Origin of the sequence: Paraburkholderia sabiae, from assembly GCF_030412785.1 — a bacterium.
Lineage (GTDB): Bacteria > Pseudomonadota > Gammaproteobacteria > Burkholderiales > Burkholderiaceae > Paraburkholderia > Paraburkholderia sabiae.
This window is the reverse complement of the sequence record NZ_CP125295.1, coordinates 1,554,088-1,572,077: the sequence shown is the minus strand read 5'-3', so window position 1 is coordinate 1,572,077 and position 17,990 is coordinate 1,554,088. Positions and strand designations below refer to the sequence as shown.

Here is a 17,990-nt window from a genome sequence, read left to right as displayed (position 1 = left end):
GATATGCACTCAGCAATATGCACTCAGCCCGCCGCGAAGAACGGCTTGCCCAGCGATGCAGGTGCGTTCAGGCGGATCGTGTTCGGATTGCGTGAAATCAGCACGAGCACAACGACCGTCGCGACATACGGGAGCATCGCGAGGAATTGCGTCGGCACTGGAACCCCGATCGCTTGTGCATAAAACTGCAGACCCGTCACTGCACCGAACAATAGTGCACCGATAAGCAGACGCCCCGGACGCCACGTCGCGAACACCACGAGTGCAAGCGCGATCCAGCCGCGACCTGAAGTCAATTGCTCCTGCCACAAATGCAGATTGACGATCGAGTAGTAGCCGCCCGCGAGTCCTGCCATCGCGCCGCCGAAAAGCGTCGCGCCATACCGGACACCGACCACGGGAAAACCGACCGAATGCGCGACTTGCGGCGACTCACCAACCGAGCGCAGCACGAGCCCGGCGCGCGTGCGGTACAGGAACCAGCCGACGACGCCGAACATGATGAACGCGAGATAGTCGAGCGGTGTCAGGCTGAAGAGCGCCGGGCCGAGCACGGGAATCTTCGACAGACCGGGGATGACCCACGCGCCGATCGTCTCGCGCACCGCCGCCGACGTATACGGCTTGCCGACATACGCAGACAGGCCGATGCCGAAGATCGTCAGCGACAGGCCCGTGGCCACCTGGTTGGCGAGCATCGACAGCACGAGGAATGCGAACAGCAGCGACATCGCGATGCCCGCACCGATCGCCGCAAGCACACCGAGCCACGGATTGCCCGTGATCGACGTAACCGCGTAGCCCGTGACGGCGCCCATCAGCATCATGCCTTCGACGCCGAGGTTGAGTACGCCTGACTTCTCGGTGACGAGTTCGCCGACACCTGCGAACATCAGAGGAATCGCGGCAACGACCGCGCTCGACGTGAGCGCGCTGGCTTGTTGAATATCCATATTGACCTGATTTGATCCGCGTTCAGACGGCTTTAAGAGGCCGCGATACCGCGACGGCGCACGCGATAATTGACGAACAGATCTGCGCCCAGCAAACAGAACAGCAGCAGTCCCTGGAACACGCCCGACAACGCCTGCGGCAACTGCATCGACGTCTGGACGGCTTCGCCGCCGAGGTAAAGCAGCGCCATCAACAGACTCGCGAGCACGATGCCGACGGGATGCAGCCGCCCGACGAACACGACGATGATCGCGGTGAACCCGTAGCCCGGCGACCATGTCGCCTGCAATTGCCCGATCGGCCCGGCGATCTCGCCCATCCCGGCCAGACCCGCCAGGCCACCGCTGATTAGCAGCGACGTCCAGATCGTCTTCTTGTCCGAGAAGCCCGCGTAGCGCGCAGCCAGCGGCGCGAGGCCGCCGACGTTCATCCGGAAGCCCGCAAAGCTTTTGCGCATAAAGAGCCACACGAGCGGAATCGCGACAATCGTCACGAGAATCGATGCGTTCAGACGCGTGCCCTTCAGAAATTTCCAATGCCAGTCGCCGTAGAACGTCGGGTACAGCGCGTCGCCTGAGAACATTTCAGAGAGCGGGAAGTTCATGCCCTGCGGATCACGCCATGGGCCGCTCACCAGATAGATCAGCAGTTGCGTCGCGACGTACGTGAGCATCAGGCTCGTGAGAATCTCGTTGGTGTTGAAGCGGCTCTTGAGTAGCGCGGGAATCGCGGCCCACGCCATGCCGCCGAGCACGCCCGCGACCATCATCGTCGGCAGGATCCACCAGCCCGTCGCCTGATCGAAGTAGATCGCCACGCCGCTCGCCGCGATGCCGCCCAGCAGCATCTGGCCTTCGGCGCCGATGTTCCAGACGTTCGCGCGGTAGCCGATGGCAAGACCGAGACCGATCAGACACAGCGGCGACGCCTTGAGCAGCAACTCCGTCCAGCCGTTGACGCTCGACAGCGGCTCGATGAAGAACGCGAACATCGCCTGCGCGGGGTCGCGCCCGACGAGGCTGAAAATCAGAAAGCCGATGGCCAGCGTAAGGAGCGCGGCAATCAGCGGCACGGCGAGCTGCATCGAACGCGATGGCGTCGTGCGAGCTTCGAGTCGATACGGAAGAATCATTGTGCGTTTTTTCGGTGTGGTCTCTGCAGTTGCATTCAGTGCACTTCAATTCATGCGTGCGCAGTTCATGCTGCGGTTATGCATGAGCCGGCTGCTCCGACGACGGCGGCGCGCCCTCACGCTCACCGAACAGCCCCGCTATCCAGCGGCCGATTTCCTCCGCATTCGTATCGCCCGTCTTGCGTGTCGGCGACATGCGCCCACGCGCGATCACGGCGATGCGGTCGCAGATGTCGAACAGCTCTTCGAGTTCTTCCGAGATCACCAGAATCGCGACGCCGCACGCCGACAGGTCGAGCAATTGCTGCCGGATGAATGCGGCCGCGCCGACATCGACGCCCCACGTCGGCTGAGCGACGACCAGCACCTTCGGCGCCTGGAGAATCTCGCGCCCGACGATGAACTTCTGCAGGTTGCCGCCCGACAGGCTCTGTGCAAGCGCGCCTTCGCCGCCGCAGCGCACATCGAACGATTCGATGCAGCGTTTCGCGAACGCACGCATCGCGGCCGCGTTGATCCAGCCCGAGCGCACCATCTGCTGACGGTGCGCTGTCAGCAGCGCATTCTCTGCCAGCGACATCGCCGGCACTGCGCCGCGTCCGAGCCGCTCTTCCGGCACGAACGCAAAACCCAGCCTGCGGCGCGCCGCTGCACTGAGCTTGCCCGCAGGCTTGCCGCAGATCATGACGGCATCGGCGCGATGGCCCTTGTGTTCACCCGACAGCGCCGCCAGCAGTTCCGCCTGGCCATTGCCCGACACGCCTGCGATGCCGAATATTTCACCTGCATGCACGCTGAACGACACGTCGTCGAGTGAAGTGCCGAACGGATCGTCGCTCGCAGATGAAAGATTTTTCACGTCGAGTAGTACGTCGCCAGGCGTATGCACTCGACGTTCGTAATCCGGAAGTGAATGACCGACCATCAGTTGCGCGAGCGATGCATGCGTCTCGTCTCGCGGTTTCACATGACCCGTCACCTTGCCCCCGCGCATCACGGTGGCCGTGTCGCAGAGTTCCTGAATCTCGTCGAGCTTGTGGCTGATGTAGAGAATGCTGCAGCCTTCCGACGCGAGGCGGCGCAGCGTCGCAAACAGCTTGCGCACGGCTTGCGGCGTGAGCACCGACGTCGGCTCGTCCATGATGAGCAGCCGCGGATTCTGCAACAGGCAGCGCACGATCTCGACGCGCTGCCGCTCGCCGACTGTCAGGCTGTGCACGTGACGCTGCGGATCGATGTCCAGACCGTACTCGGCCGACACGTCGCGAATGCGCTTGCCCAGCGCCTTCAGATCGAACGGCTCGTCGAGTGCGAGCGCGATGTTCTCGCCGACTGTCAGCGTTTCGAACAGCGAGAAATGCTGAAACACCATGCCGATGCCGAGCTTGCGCGCGGCCGCCGGATTCGCGATGTCGACGGGCTGACCCTCCCAACGGATTTCACCTGCATCCGGGTGCACTGCGCCGTAGATGATCTTCATCAGCGTGCTCTTGCCCGCGCCGTTTTCGCCGAGCACTGCATGTATTTCGCCGGGAGCGACGATCAGCGTGACGTCGTCGTTCGCGCGAACTGCAGGATATTGCTTGCTGATGCCTGTGAGTGCGAGGCGCGGTGTGGCGTCGCCGCGACGGTTCGCGCCGTTTGCGTGTGGGGTGCCGCCCGTCGGGCTGCCTGTCGATGTGTCGCTCATGTTGTTCCGTGTTACGCGTGTGGCCGGCCGCACGCTACGCCCGGCGTGCTTCCCGCTTGAATATCCGTCGATTTCCGGGCGCACTTCGCTCGAACTCCGATCGGCACGCGCGTGTCGTGCTATTGCAGCCGATCGACAATACCGAAATCACCCTTCTCAGTCGAGCCGCCAAAATTCCCGCAAAGCCGCGCCGCTACGTGGTTTGCGGGTATCCCTCCCTTGACGGCTTTCTATCTCTATATTAAAACGCATATACCCCCAAGCCCGATCGATCAGCCAGAACATATATTTCGGAGAAGTCATGAGTCAGCAACGCGAGGCGATCGACACTTACCTACTGCGCGTCTTGCACACCCTTCTGATGGAGCGCAGCGTCACGCGCGCCGCCGTCAAACTGAACCAGTCCCAACCCGCAATCAGCGCTGCATTGCGTCGACTGCGCGACATCACCGGCGATCCGCTTCTGGTACGCGGCAAGTCCGGCATGGTGCCGACCGAGTACGGACTGCGTCTGCTCGAACCGGTGCAAAATGCACTGCGCGAAATCGAACGCATTAAATTTCAGCAGCACAATTTCGATCCTGCGACTTCGATCCGTTGCTACCGCATCGGCTGTCCGGACTACCTGAACGTGCTGTTCGTGCCAACTGTCGTCGAGCGCTTCCGTCAGGCTGCACCGAACGCGACACTCGAATTCCACTCGCTCGGACCTGCATTCGACTACGAACTGGCGCTCGAAGACGGCAAGCTCGATATCGTGGTCGGCAACTGGCCGGAACCGCCCGAGCAGTTGCATCTGTCCAATCTGTTTGTCGACCAGATCGTGTGCCTGATGAGCAACACGCATCCGTTCGCCAAGCGCGGCGGACTAACGCTCGACCAGTACCTGAACGCGCCGCATCTCGCGCCGACACCTTATTCCGTCGGCCAGCGCGGCGCGATCGACGTGCATCTCGCGCGCGAGCGCCTGAAGCGGCATGTCGTCGTCACGCTGCCCTACTTCAATCTCGCGCCGTACGTCCTGATCAAGTCCGACCTCATCTTCACGACGACGCGCCTGTTCGCCGACTACTACGCGAAGTTCCTGCCGCTGACCGTCGTGCCCGCACCGCTGGACTTCCCGCCGATGCAGTACTACCAGTTGTGGCATGAACGCGTGCACTACTCCGATGAAGTGCGCTGGCTGCGCAGTCTCGTCGCCGAAGCGACCAAGACGCTGATCGACAAGTAACGCACTCGCACTATCTTGCAGGCGGCGGTTTCGAACCGCCGCTTTGCGTTTTAGTGCATCACTCAAGCTGCAGTTTGGTACAGCGTCTTTGCGAGACTGTTGTGCCGCTCGATCACCGGCCCAAGATCGACGGTGGCCAAAACACCGTCTTTCACCACAACCTTCCCGTCGATCACACTCGTCGAGACCTGCGAAGGCGCGCAGAACACCAGCGCCGCGACGGGATCATGCAGCGCGCCGGCAAAGAACGGCTGACGCAAATCGAACGATACGAAATCCGCCGCCATGCCGGGCGCCAGCGCGCCGATATCGTCGCGGTTCAGCACTTTTGCGCCGCCGAGCGTCGCAATTTCGAGCGCCTCGCGCGCGGTCATCGCGTCCGGGCCGAAACCAACCCGCTGCAACAGCAGCGCCTGACGCACCTCGGCAATCATCTGCGCGCCATCGTTCGACGCCGATCCGTCGACGCCCAATCCGACGGGCACGCCCGCCAGCCGCATCTTTTTCACGGGCGCGATGCCCGACGCGAGCCGCATGTTCGAACACGGACAATGCGCGACGCCCGTTCCCGTGCGGGCGAACAGCTGGATGCCGGCGTCGTCGAGCTGCACACAGTGCGCATGCCACACGTCACGTCCGACCCAGCCGAGATCCTCTGCATACTCTGCCGGCGTCATCCCGAACTTCTCGCGGCTGTATGCAATATCGTTCACGTTCTCCGCGAGATGGGTATGCAGCGACACCCCGTAGTGGCGCGCCAGTGCAGCCGACTCTCGCATCAGATCGCGGCTCACCGAAAACGGCGAGCACGGTGCAACGACGACGCGCAGCATCGCGTAGCGGCCATCGTCGTGATACGTCTCGATCAGGCGCTGCGTGTCCTTCAGGATGTCCGCTTCCTGTTCGACGACTGAATCCGGCGGCAGACCGCCGTCTTTCTGTCCGACGCTCATGCTCCCGCGGCTCGCATGAAATCGCATGCCGATACGGCGCGCGGCCGCGATGCTGTCGTCGAGCCGGCTGCCGTTCGGATAGATGTACAGGTGATCGCTCGACGTCGTGCAGCCCGACAGCAGCAGTTCAGCCATCGCCGTCAGCGTCGACACCTCGATCATGTCCGGCGTGAGATTCGCCCACACCTTGTACAGGTTCGTCAGCCAGCCGAACAGCTCCGCGTCCTGCGCAGCGGGAATGGCGCGCGTCAGGCTCTGATACATGTGGTGGTGCGTGTTGACCAGGCCGGGAATCACGAGGTGACCCGTCATGTCGAGGATCTCGTCGGCGGTATCAGGCAATGCGTCCGTGTGATCGACGGCAACGATCCGGTTGCCTTCGATATAGAGGCCGCCGTCGCGTAACTCGCGCCGTTCGCCGTCCATCGTGACCAGTACATCCGCATGCCGGACCAGCATCGTCCTGCCGCGCTGGTCATCTGTTCGGGTCAAACCGGTTGCATTGGTTTGCATCGTCATTCGTTTCTCCAGTGCTGCCCTGTGCCGCCGCCGATCAGGCCGATGAGGCCGATGCACGATGCTGCTCCCCGGACCACTTCTGCTGCATGTGGCCACCAAAGCTGCATCGTTGTGCCGTCGCCGCAGCGCGCGGATTCCGGGCAAGAAGCAAAAGTCGTTCGAACGCGATGTCGCCGGCACGCTACCGTGCCGCCGCGTCCGTTCGAACGCAGTTGGCCCGGTTACCCAGCGTGTTCCGCCGTCTTCGGGATGCACGGCTGAGCCGCGCATGGACGTAACCTTCGGGCGACAAAATTGCGCTGGCAACTCACGGGATTGCGATACCGGAGTTCACGCCGCGCATATAGTCGGCATTTTTGGCGCCGGTACGATCGGAATCGCGGGCACCGCCGCCCGTCGTGCATGCAGTGGACTGCCTGTTCAGCGGCTCCCGGCGGGGCGTCATGCGTCAGCGATTATCTTTCCTATCGCTCGCTCGCGAAGGTGAACAATGTTTCTACAATGGATGTCACGGCGCTCGTTTCAATCCGCCGACGGGTATGTAGCCACTGACGTGGAGCCTCGATCCGCCGCAATGTGTCATGGATCGGGCCGCCGCTGAAACCTCGCATCTACACAAGGACAATCGCGAATGGGCAAGCTCACTACCCACGTGCTCGACACGGCAAACGGCCGTCCCGGCGCAGATATCAAGGTCGAACTCTTTGCGCTTTCCGGCGACACGCGCCGAGCGCTCAAAACTACCACCACCAATCACGACGGCCGCTGCAACGAGCCGCTGCTCGAAGGCGAGACGCTTACCGTCGGCGAATATGAACTCGTGTTCCATGCGGGCGACTATTTCGCGTCGATCGGCACCAAAGTGCCGGAACCGCGCTTCGTCGACCGCGTCGTGCTTCGCTTCGGCGTTGCCGATGCAGGTGCGCACTATCACGTGCCGCTGCTGGTATCGCCGTGGTCGTACAGCACTTACCGCGGCAGCTGACGCGAAAAGCGAACCGGTGTCGTATGCATGATCGTGCGCGTGGGTGCATTTCGCAGATGACTTGGAGACATACGCGAAGCGCAAGCCAGTCAAACGCGGCCGATCGGCATCCGATTTCACCCGACTGCCGTTGCATGCATTGATCCGCTGACGGACATGCACCGGCGCAATAACCCCGCATGCCGCGCAACACTCGAGATGCTGCGCGAACAACGAATCAGGAGTGGAGGAGTTTCATGGAAGGCTTCGTTACCGACTGGCTGAATCTTGCGATTCGCTGGTTTCACGTTATCGCCGCGATCGCATGGATCGGCGAGTCGTTCTATTTCGTCGCACTCGACAACAGCCTGAAACCGCCGACCGATCCGAACCAGCGCCGTCGAGGCGTATTCGGCGAGCTGTGGCACGTGCACGGCGGCGGCTTCTACAACATGCAGAAATACACCGTCGCGCCGCCTGAAATGCCCGACGACCTGCACTGGTCGAAGTGGCCGTCGTACACGACGTGGCTGTCCGGCTTCGGTCTCTTCACGGTGCTGTACCTGTTCGCGCCGAACACGTATCTGATCGACAAGAACGTGCTCGACATGGGTCCCGTCGTCGCGATTTTCTCGGCGCTCGGGTTCCTTGCGGCGGGCTGGATCGTGTATGACTCGCTGTGCCGGCTGCTCGGCAACAAGGACAAGGTTCTCGGCATCTGCGTGGGCATCTATGTGCTGATCGCGGCGTTCCTCGCGTGTCACATCTTCGCGGGCCGCGCGGCGTATCTGATCATGGGCGCGATGCTCGCGACGATCATGTCGGCGAACGTGTTCTTCGTGATCATTCCCGGCCAGCGCAAGATGGTCGATGCGATGCTCAAGGGCGACACGCCGAACCCGATTTACGGCAAGCGCGGCAAGCAACGCTCGGTGCATAACACGTATTTCACGCTGCCCGTGGTGTTCGCGATGCTGTCGAACCACTACGCGATGACGTACACGCATCCGTACAACTGGGCGGTGCTGGTCGTCATCATGCTGGCGGGTGCGCTCATCCGTCAGTTCTTCGTGATGCGTCATCGCGGCCAGGTGTTGTGGTATCTGCCGCTGGGCGGCGTCGCGCTGATGTTCGGTGCGCTGTTCTGGACGATGCCGCGGCCTGTCGTGCCTGTTGCCGAGGCCGCGAATGCGCCTGTCGTGAAGGTCGCCGATATCGTTCCTGTGCTGCAGCAACGTTGCGTTGCGTGTCACTCGGCGCATCCGTCGATGATGGGTAGTGCGCCTGCCGGTGTGCTGCTCGATACGCCTGAAGAGATTTCGACGAACGCTCAGCGGATTTATCAGCAGGCTGTGACTTTGAAGGCGATGCCGCTGGGGAATGTCACGCATATGACTGACGACGAGCGTCAGAAGATCGCTGCCTGGTTTCAGGGCGGTGCGCACTGAGGTGTCACGGGCGTGAGCCCGTTTTTCCCCAAGGTTCACGGGCTGTTCGTTTTGCACGACGGCCCGTTTTTTTATCTGCGACCTAGTCGCCATTGTTTGTTTTCTGGTTTTTGCTTTCGGCTGGCATCCGCGATTTCGTATCGGTTTGCTAGCGTTGCCCCTGTGCGAGGCAGCACCTACTTTTCTTTGCAGCGGCAAAGAAAAACAGGCAAAAGAAAACCGCTCACATCTCCAGCGCATGTCTCAACCCACGGGTCCTCAACGTCCCCATCCTTCACGCGACAGCGCACCTCACCGTATGTTCCTTGCAAGCGTCCTCACCGGATGCCTCACCCACTTCGAGCGCGTTTTCAGTGGTCTGCGTCGCTGTTCAGCTCCCACCCATTTGCGAAAAACCACGTGCAGGCTTCCGCGCCACAAAACACTGCGTTTCCCATAGGCCGCTTTCATTCATCCGAGGGCTGTTGAGCACGGGCCAGTAGATCGCCGATCTGCGCGCGCTTTAACGTTTCTGACGATGTCCGAAACCCTTCCATTTTGGACAAACTCTCCGACTCGACGTTGAGCTATGCTGCTTCGACACGGTGTATCTCGGGGAGGGTGCGATGGGCGATCCCAAAATCGACCCAAGCGATTGTCTTGTGCTGGCGAGGGTGCTTCGCAGACGGACGGTAGAGAGTCTGTCTACGACGCTCGGGGGGGGGGGGGATAGAAGTGCCCTGCTTTCTGAAATCACGCAACTCGTCGAATTGATCAAACCTGTCGTCTCGCACGATAAGTATTTTCACACCCATACCGAGCTGGCTCTCATCATGGTCTCGGCCGACGATCCCATGTCCGCTCTAGATCACATTGTCGCGTTGCTTGCCAGGTGCGGTGCCGTTCGAACACAACGGCCACCCCTGTAGTCCCTCTTGTCGGTTTCGACCTGGAACAAAAACTCCCTTTGTACCTTGAGACTGCAACGCCTGAAGCACCGATACGAAATCGTGGATGCCAGCGAAATCAGCAAAACAATCACATCGCCAACAGCAAAAACCAGAAAGCCCACCGCAGATCCAATCCGCAATGGGCTTTCCAGAAACAAAAAACCAAAAACGCCGCAGGCAATCAAACCACAACAGAACTCAAAGCCTCTTCAGTCAACCACAGCGATTCCCGCAAATCGAGCTCATGGAGATTAAGCCCCTCGCCACCACGATCGACGACGATGAAATCGCTCACCTCCCCCAACGAAAGCAGCGGATGATGCCACACGCCCTTCGCATAATTCACGCCTTGCCATCCACTCGTGACAAAAGCACGAATCTCCGACTCGACCAGTTCACCACGAGGCGCAACCACCACAAGATAAGGCTTGTCGTTCAGCGGAATGAAGGCCTGTGAGCCGAGCGGATGCCGCTCCATCATCTTCACTTCGAACGGCAGCACACGCGGTTGTCCGCGAAACAGATTGACGAGCGTGCGGCCGCCCTCATCCGTGACATCGACATGCGCGAGATCGTGAAACCGGATCGTCGTGCCGAGATTGATCGGGATCTGCTTCGCGCCGTCCAGTTCGATCACATCGCCGAACGGCGCGAACGCCTCGCGTGTCAGCGGTTCGATGGCGAGTGTCTTCATGATGCGAGTGTGCCCCACAGACGCAGACGCGACACGCCACCGTCCGGAATGATGTTGAAGCGGATATGCGTCACGGGACCGAGCGCAGCGATTTCGCTTTCATAGAAATGCTGCTTGTCCATCTGCAATTTCTGTTCGCCGAGCAGCACGGGCCAGAACATCGCCTGCGTGATCAGCGAACTGTCGGTGCCGCCCGTCACGAACGCAGCCTGAATCGAGCAGCGATCCGGATAGTTGCCCTTGAAGTGAGCGGTATCGACTTCGATCTTCTTGATGACGCCCGGTTGGGCAAGCGCGACGATCGCCCAGTCGTTGCCCGGCTCGCGGCGACGGCGCGTTTCCCAGCCATCGCCCATGTTGACGCCGCGGCCCGGCATCAGCAGCGTCGACGCAGCGCCGAAGTGCTGGTTGTTCGCAGCGACCAGATACGCGCCGTTTTCCATCGCGGCGAGATCGAACAGATCGGTGCGGCTCGCGCCCGCCCAGTTCACCTGCGGCTGACCGTACACACGCAGACGCGCGATGCCGCCGTCCGGATAGATGTTCACGCGCAAATGCGTGTATGCGTTCGCATCGCTCACGTCGAGGTAGTGATGGCTGTTGCCCTGCAGCGTCGTCGACGGCACGATTTCGGTCCATTGCGTCGACTGGTTCGGCGCGCCATCGACAACACGCGCCGCTTCCACCGATGCCGCCGGCGGGAAGTTACCCGTGAAGTGGCTCGTATCGATATCGAGGCCCTTGATCACGCCCGGACGCGCGAGCTTGACGACACACCAGTCATAGCCCGTCGTGCGCTTGCGGCGCGTTTCCCAGCCGTCCATCCACTTGCCGTGCTCATCGTACTTGCCCGGAATGAAAACGGCCGGCTCCGGATTCAGCATGCGGTCTTTCGGCGCGAAGAAATCGTCGCTGGATTCGAGCGCCTGCGCGCCGAGACGCGGGTCCGCGAGATTCACGAAACGGCGTGTGAATTCGGGAGCGTTGGGATCGAGAATCGGGAGTGCCATCGTTGTCTTCCTTGCTGTCTGGTTGTTGCTTTGTGTGTGCGCGTGTCGGCGTCGCTTGCCTGGCGATCAGCCCACGATCATGCGTGAATCAGATCGTCGAGCCGGAAACGCGCGATGCGATAAATCTGGTCGAGGCTCGCACGCAGTTCATCGGCGCGGCTGTTGTTCACGCGCGCCTCGAAGTTCGCGATGATGCCGTGCCGGTCATAGCCGCGCACCGCAAGAATGAACGGGAAGCCGAATTTCTCGCGATACGCAGCATTCAGGCTCAACAGCTTGTCGAACTCTTGCTGCGTGCATTGATCGAGTCCGGCGCCGCTCTGCTCGCGCGTCGATTCGGCCGTCAGTTCACCGCGCACAGCCGCCTTGCCCGCGAGTTCCGGGTGAGCATTGATCAGCGCGAGTTGCTTTGCCTCGCCCGCTGTTTCGACGGCATGCGACATCGTCTTGTGCAACGCGTCGATGCTCGCATACGGACGCTGCGCCGCCGCGACTTCGGCGACCCACGGCGAATGTTCGAAGATGCCCGACAGCGCTGCGACGAACGCGTCGGTCGAAATGCTGTTCAGTTGGTCCAGTGTGTATTGCATCGCCTTCATGCGGCCGCCCCGCGGTTGTCCTGTTGCTGGTAAGGATGATGTTCGCGCCAGTGCCGCGCGATATCGACGCGGCGCGTGACCCACACGCGCTCGTGCTTTTCGATGTGATCGAGAAAACGCTGCAGCGCGCGGAAGCGCCCAGGGCGCCCGAGCAGCCGGCAGTGCATGCCGATCGACAGCATCTTCGGCGCTTCGTCGCCCTCTTCGTAGAGCACGTCGAATGCATCGCGCAGATACGTGAAGAAGTGGTCCGCCGTGTTGAAGCCTTGCGGCGTGGCGAATCGCATGTCGTTGGTATCGAGCGTGTACGGCACGATCAGATGCGGCACTGTCGCGCCGCCCGTCACGTCGACGTTCATCCAGAACGGCAGGTCGTCGCCGTAGTTATCGGAGTCGTACAGGAAGCCGCCGTATTCGGCGACGAGCCGATGCGTATTGGGACTGTCGCGACCCGTGTACCAGCCGAGCGGACGCTGGCCCGTCACGCGCTCGATCGCTTCCATGCCGAGGCGCATATGCTCGGCCTCGCGTTCCGGCGACATGTCCTGATAGTGAATCCAGCGATACCCGTGGCACGCGATCTCATGCCCCAGTTCGACGAACGCACGCGCGACCTCAGGATGCCGCTCGATCGCCATGCCGACGCCGAACACCGTCAGCGGCAAGCCGCGCTTTTCGAACTCGCGCAGGATGCGCCACACGCCCGCGCGCGAGCCGTATTCGTAGATCGACTCCATGCTCATGTGACGCGACGGATAGGAGGCCGCACCGACGATCTCCGACAGGAACTGCTCCGAGCCCGGATCGCCGTGCAGCACGCAGTTCTCGCCGCCCTCTTCGTAGTTGAGAACGAACTGGACTGCGACGCGTGCGCGTCCCGGCCAGTTCGCCTGCACAGGGTGGCGGCCGTAGCCGATCAGATCGCGCGGGTAGTTCGGGTCGAGTGACATGATGTAAATGGCGCAGCGGTTGACGAGCAGATGATCTGCAAATGCGCCGGCGGACGTCGTGCAAGCGGGAAACGCGCTACGGCAAGGCCGGCAGGGTTGAACCAGTGTAGCGAAAACACCCGGGTGCGCCCATACACCCGGGCAGATAGTGCGTGTCAGACTGAGTGTATGTGCGGTGCAATATCGGCGGCAGGGTCGGCGCGCAATGCGCTCGCGTTAACCCGAAGCAGCGCGTCGCTGGCCGGGTGCTGCGCGGGAGCAGCTGCGGGCTGCTCGCCTGTCGGGCTGAAGCGCGCGAACTCGCCGTCATAGCGCTTGCGCAGCGGCCTCGCGTAATCGCCGCGCTTGGCGGTTGCCAGCCGCAGCGCAACAAGCGCCTCGATCCACTTCACGGCGGCCGTCACCCCTTCGACCACAGGCGCGCCCAACGCGTCCTCGATTTCCCGGCACAACTCGGCCATCCCCGCACAGCCGAGCACGATCGCATCCGACCCATCCTCGTCGAGTGCACGGCGGCACTCGTCGAGAATGATGCGGCGCGCAGCGGAGCCGGGTTGATCGAGTTCGAGCACGGCGACATCCGTTGCCCGCACGTTTCGGCAGAAACGCTTCATGCCGTAGCGCTCGGCCAGATGCCAGGCCATGCCGCAGGTGCGCGACAGCGTCGTCACTACCGAGAAGCCCGGCGCCAGCACGCTCGCCGCATGCATCGCCGCCTCCGCGATACCGATCACCGGGCCGCGCGCCAGTTCGCGCGCCGCATACAGGCCGGGATCGCCGAAACATGCAATCACATAGCCATCGAAGCCTTCGCGCTCGCCCGCTTCGATTTCCGCGAGCAGCCCCGGCGTGGCGAGCGCCTCGTCGTAATAGCCTTCGATCGACGGCGGGCCCATCGTCGGGCTCACTGCCACCAGCTCCGTGCCCGGCGCCACGACGTCGCGCGCACAACGGCCCATCGCTTCCGTCATCCGTTGCGTCGTGTTCGGGTTGATCAGTTTGATACGCATGTCGACTCCCGTTACTGCATTTGATGAACTGTCATGCACGCTTCATGCACCGCGCGGCAGGTTGCGTGCGAGCACGCTGTAGAACACTGCACCGAGGCCTGCGCCGATGAACCAGGAGAAGTTCGCGAGACCATTCAGCGACGGCACCATCACGCAGATCACTGCAATCACTGCAGCCGGCAGCAGTGCTGCAACTGCACGATAGTTCACGCCATTGTGATACCAGTACGAGCCTTTTTCCGACACCGTGTACAGATCGTCCAGCACGATCTTCTGACGCTTCACGAGGAAGAAATCGACGATCAGGATGCCGTACAAAGGTCCAATGAAGCTGCCGAGCACGTCGAGCGTGTAGTGGATCACAGCCGGGTTATTGAACAGGTTCCACGGCGTGATGAAAATCGATGCCACTGCAGCCAGCATGCCGCCTGCGCGCCAGCTGATGAGCTTCGGTGCAACGTTCGAGAAATCGAATGCAGGCGACACGAAGTTGGCGACGATGTTGATGCCGATGGTCGCGATCGTGAACGTCAGCGCGCCGAGAATCACGGCCGTCGGGTAGTCGATACGGCCGACTGTTTCGACGGGATCGGTGATCAGTTCACCGAACACAGGCAGCGTCGCTGCCGTCGTGACGACCGTCACCAGCGAGAACGCGAGAAAGTTGACGGGCAGGCCCCAGAAATTGCCGCGCTTGACGCTGCGGAAGCTCTTGCCGTAGCGCGAGAAGTCACCGAAGTTCAGCATCGGGCCCGAGAAGTACGACACCACCAGCGAGATCGCCGTGATCATCACGGGGATGACTTCCATGCCGTGATACTTCACGCCGCCAAGGTTGATGCCGATGTTCTGCCAGCCTGCACGCCAGATCATGTAGCCGGCGAGAATGAACATCACCACGTACACGGCAGGACCGGCGAAGTCGATGAACTTCTTGATCGTCTCCATGCCGTTCCAGAACACGAGTGCCTGCAGCACCCACAGCAGCATGAAGCCGGTCCAGCCAACCGTCGACAGGCCCATGAAACCGTGACGATGCACGTCTGCATAAGGTAGCAGTTGCGGGAAGAACTTGAGCACGACGATCACCAGCGCGCTCGATGCAAGATAAGTCTGGATGCCGTACCACGCGACGGCAATCAGGCCGCGAATCACGGCAGGTACGTTCGCGCCCAGCACGCCGAACGTCGCGCGGCACGCGACGGGATACGGCACGCCGTTCTGCTGGCTCGGCTTCGCGATCATGTTGCACAGCATGTTGACGATCGTGATGCCGACCAGCAGCGCGATCAGCACTTGCCAGCTCGTGAGACCGAGCGCGAAGAGGCTGCCTGCGAACACGTAGCCGCCGACGCTATGCACGTCCGACATCCAGAACGCGAAGATGTTGTAGGCGCCCCACGTCTGATGCTTGAGCGGCGCGAGGTCTTCGTTGTACAGGCGTTCGCTGTAGCCTGCGGGCAGCGCATGACCGCCTTGCGCGCCGCTCTCGTAATCGGGGATTGCCGAACTATCCGGTGCTGCACTGAACTGAGCCATGAATTCCTCCTGGGGATGGGTACGTCGAGGTCGATCGACGGGCACTGCATCGTGTATGCCAGGCGCACGGCAAGCCCACTATGTGGCATGTGCCGATGCGTATCGCGTACAGGTTGCCGCGGATGTCTCCGTACTTACGTACTTGTTTTGATGGCCCGGCAGGCATTCCGCGCCTACCTGCAAGGCTTTGCCGCGTGAGCGTGGCCGCCGGATGAGCGTCCATCGCCTTACGGTCTTTCGGTCTCGACGCGAGCGGGTGTGGCTCGCGTCCGGTCAGATCGCAATCGTCCTGTGGATCGACAGGCCGACTTTCTGGTCAATCACCGTTCACTTCGGTGCGGCGCGCACCGCCCGCGGGCGCGGGCAGGCGTCGGCTCGCACGTCGACAATCGTCAGCCGGCAGCGCCTTTGGGCGCGCGCATGCCGAATACTTCGTGCAGATCGGTCCCACCGCTCGCCGGCCGATCCAGCATCTTCAACTCCACGCTCTGCAGATGGCGCGACATCAGCGCACCTGCCGTTTTGGCGTCGCCTGCATCAAGCGCTGCGAGAATCGCTTCGTGGTCTTCGAATGAACACGGGCTGCGGCCCAGCGATTCGTACAGCGCCGAGATCAGCGTCGAGCGCGCCACCAGCCCGCCGAGGCAATCGCACAGCACCGTGTTGCCCGTCAGCGTCGCGAGTTCCGTGTGGAACTCGCCCGACAACCGGATCCACGCTGGAAAGTCTCGCGATTCGAACGCCTTGCGTTCCCGCGCGATCATTCCGCCGATGCTCTTCAACCGCCGCGAGCCCTGGCTCGCGCAAATTTTCTCGACTACCGCCAGTTCGATGATCCGGCGCATTTCGAACACTTCATGCACTTCCTGTAGCGACGGACTTGCGACAAATGCACCGCGGTTCGGCTCCAGATCGACGAGGCGGTCGGTGGCCAACTGGGCCAGCGCCTGGCGGATCGGTCCGCGCTTGACGCCGAACACTTCGCACAACTGCGCTTCCGTCAATTTCGCGCCAGGCGCGAGCCGATGCTCGAGGATCGCGGCGCGAATGCGCTCGGCGATCGCTTCGGGTTTCGTGCTGCTCGAGGCTGCGGTGAGTGTCTCGGACATGATGAGCGTCGTGTTATGTGGTCCATCTTAGGATGGACATAAAAATTGTCAACAATTTAGGCTGCCGATTTTCGACAATTTTGGTTTGGACTGACGAGCCCAAAAGTTGTCGAAATCGTCGGAAAGCCTTTCCCCATGGGCGTTGCGCGTGCATAGACTGCTCGATCGCCGTCGACCCTGCAAGCTATTTTGTCAACAAAATCTGGTTCGGGCGATGGGCGTTTGTTTTTGGGGATCATGAAAAACAAGACCGTTAGTTGCATTCGTAGCTCAAAAATAAAGGCGAGCCGAACTCGCCTTCAATGCCGCGCGACCGAGACGCTTCGGTCAATCGAGCACCGGATGCCCCGATACCGCCAGCTTGAACCCATGCGCCCCCGCGACGAGATGCGCTTCGGCGCCGACGGGCAGCGTCACCATATCGGGAATGTGGCCGAACTGCAGACCTGTCACGATGGGAATGCCGATCACCGACCTCACCTGCTCGACCATCGCACGGAGGTCGTAGCCATTGTCGTAGTCGAAAGGCTTGCCGCCCGAGAAATCGCCGAGCACGAGCGCCTGCTGCCGTTCGAGAATGCCCGCCAGATGCAGCTGATAAATCAGCCGCTCGATCCGGAACGGCTGCTCGTTCACGTCTTCGACGAACAGGATCCCGCCTTCCACGGGCGGCATATACGGCGAGCCGACCAGCGACGCGAGCACGGCCAGATTGCCGCCCCACAGCGTGCCCGTGACATCGACGGTCTGCGCCTGCGGCGTCGTGCTGGAAACGGTGAAACTCTCCGACGTCAGCGCGTGCCAGAAGTTTTTCATCGTGAAGTCGCTGACGTTTTCCGCGCCGAAATCCACGGCGAGCATCGGGCCGCCGAAGGTCGTCACGCCAGCCTGCGACAACAGCGCCAGTTGCAGCGCCGTGAAATCGCTGTGTCCGCAAAACGCGATCGGCTGATCGCGCAGGCGGCGCTGCAGGCCCCGATAGTCGAGCCCGTGCAAGATACGCACCGCGCCGTAACCGCCGCGCACGGCGAGCACGATATCGGGCAGTTCCCGCGACGGATCGACCAGCCGATTCACTTCCGCCGCCCGCTCGGCATCCGTACCGGCAAAACGCTGAAACCGCCGCTGCGTCGCGGTGACATTCTCGACGTGATGCCCTTGCGCGCGCAGACGCTTCAGCGCGAGGTGGATGGCATTGGGATCGTGCGGATAGCCCGAAGGCGCAATCAGTTCGATGGTGCGATGCCGGGCCATGTTTG

15 protein-coding genes are annotated in these 17,990 nt (G+C 61.8%); 3 read left to right on the top strand and 12 right to left on the bottom strand.

All coding sequences use genetic code 11. The annotated features are described in order from the left end of the window. Positions 1-23: 23 nt before the first annotated feature. The 3 genes from QEN71_RS07070 to QEN71_RS07060 all read right to left on the bottom strand — a co-directional run bounded on the left by QEN71_RS07070 (position 24) and on the right by QEN71_RS07060 (position 3,776). Entirely contained in the window at positions 24-953 is a 930-nt protein-coding gene (locus QEN71_RS07070; RefSeq protein WP_201656176.1) for an ABC transporter permease, read from the bottom strand. Between the two features lie 32 nt (positions 954-985). Further along, a complete protein-coding gene (locus QEN71_RS07065) occupies positions 986-2,086 on the bottom strand; it encodes an ABC transporter permease (protein WP_201656173.1) in 1,101 nt (366 codons plus the stop codon). 76 nt (positions 2,087-2,162) lie between these two features. After that, a complete protein-coding gene (locus tag QEN71_RS07060) occupies positions 2,163-3,776 on the bottom strand; it encodes an ABC transporter ATP-binding protein (protein WP_201656170.1) in 1,614 nt (537 codons plus the stop codon). Positions 3,777-4,077: 301 nt separating this feature from the next. On the opposite strand from QEN71_RS07060, the gene QEN71_RS07055 reads away from it, so the two are divergent. Further along, positions 4,078-5,007 carry a LysR substrate-binding domain-containing protein gene (locus tag QEN71_RS07055; RefSeq protein WP_028370402.1) on the top strand — a complete coding sequence of 310 codons (930 nt, stop codon included), beginning with the start codon at positions 4,078-4,080 and terminating at the stop codon, positions 5,005-5,007. Positions 5,008-5,069: 62 nt separating this feature from the next. Here the strand turns inward: QEN71_RS07055 and QEN71_RS07050 are convergent, their stop codons facing one another. Beyond that, complete coding sequence (locus QEN71_RS07050) at positions 5,070-6,479, bottom strand: 8-oxoguanine deaminase (RefSeq protein ID WP_201656167.1); 1,410 nt, start codon at positions 6,477-6,479, stop codon at positions 5,070-5,072. Positions 6,480-7,110: 631 nt separating this feature from the next. On the opposite strand from QEN71_RS07050, the gene uraH reads away from it, so the two are divergent. Then, positions 7,111-7,464 (top strand): hydroxyisourate hydrolase, encoded by a 354-nt coding sequence (uraH, locus tag QEN71_RS07045; RefSeq protein WP_201656164.1) that lies wholly within the window; start codon positions 7,111-7,113, stop codon positions 7,462-7,464. A 236-nt stretch (positions 7,465-7,700) separates the two neighbouring features. Further along, entirely contained in the window at positions 7,701-8,891 is a 1,191-nt protein-coding gene (locus tag QEN71_RS07040) for a urate hydroxylase PuuD (protein WP_201656161.1), read from the top strand. Between the two features lie 1,110 nt (positions 8,892-10,001). Here the strand turns inward: QEN71_RS07040 and QEN71_RS07035 are convergent. From QEN71_RS07035 to ldcA, 8 genes are all read right to left on the bottom strand, one after another. After that, complete coding sequence (locus QEN71_RS07035) at positions 10,002-10,514, bottom strand: ureidoglycolate lyase (protein ID WP_201656158.1); 513 nt, start codon at positions 10,512-10,514, stop codon at positions 10,002-10,004. Next, on the bottom strand, positions 10,511-11,524 hold the full coding sequence (gene alc, locus QEN71_RS07030; protein WP_201656155.1) for an allantoicase: 1,014 nt from the start codon (positions 11,522-11,524) through the stop codon (positions 10,511-10,513). The genes QEN71_RS07035 and alc overlap by 4 nt, the downstream gene beginning before the upstream one ends. 77 nt (positions 11,525-11,601) lie before the next feature. Beyond that, complete coding sequence (uraD, locus tag QEN71_RS07025) at positions 11,602-12,123, bottom strand: 2-oxo-4-hydroxy-4-carboxy-5-ureidoimidazoline decarboxylase (protein WP_201656152.1); 522 nt, start codon at positions 12,121-12,123, stop codon at positions 11,602-11,604. After that, on the bottom strand, positions 12,120-13,073 hold the full coding sequence (gene puuE / locus QEN71_RS07020; protein ID WP_201656149.1) for an allantoinase PuuE: 954 nt from the start codon (positions 13,071-13,073) through the stop codon (positions 12,120-12,122). Before puuE ends, uraD begins: the two co-directional genes overlap by 4 nt. 155 nt (positions 13,074-13,228) lie before the next feature. Next, positions 13,229-14,083: an aspartate/glutamate racemase family protein gene (locus tag QEN71_RS07015; protein WP_201656146.1), complete on the bottom strand. Its 855-nt coding sequence runs from the start codon at positions 14,081-14,083 to the stop codon at positions 13,229-13,231. Between the two features lie 42 nt (positions 14,084-14,125). After that, positions 14,126-15,622 (bottom strand): NCS1 family nucleobase:cation symporter-1, encoded by a 1,497-nt coding sequence (locus tag QEN71_RS07010; protein WP_201656143.1) that lies wholly within the window; start codon positions 15,620-15,622, stop codon positions 14,126-14,128. Positions 15,623-16,014: 392 nt separating this feature from the next. Next, positions 16,015-16,731: a GntR family transcriptional regulator gene (locus tag QEN71_RS07005; RefSeq protein WP_201656140.1), complete on the bottom strand. Its 717-nt coding sequence runs from the start codon at positions 16,729-16,731 to the stop codon at positions 16,015-16,017. A 327-nt stretch (positions 16,732-17,058) separates the two neighbouring features. Further along, on the bottom strand, positions 17,059-17,985 hold the full coding sequence (gene ldcA, locus QEN71_RS07000; protein ID WP_201656137.1) for a muramoyltetrapeptide carboxypeptidase: 927 nt from the start codon (positions 17,983-17,985) through the stop codon (positions 17,059-17,061). Positions 17,986-17,990: the final 5 nt, after the last annotated feature.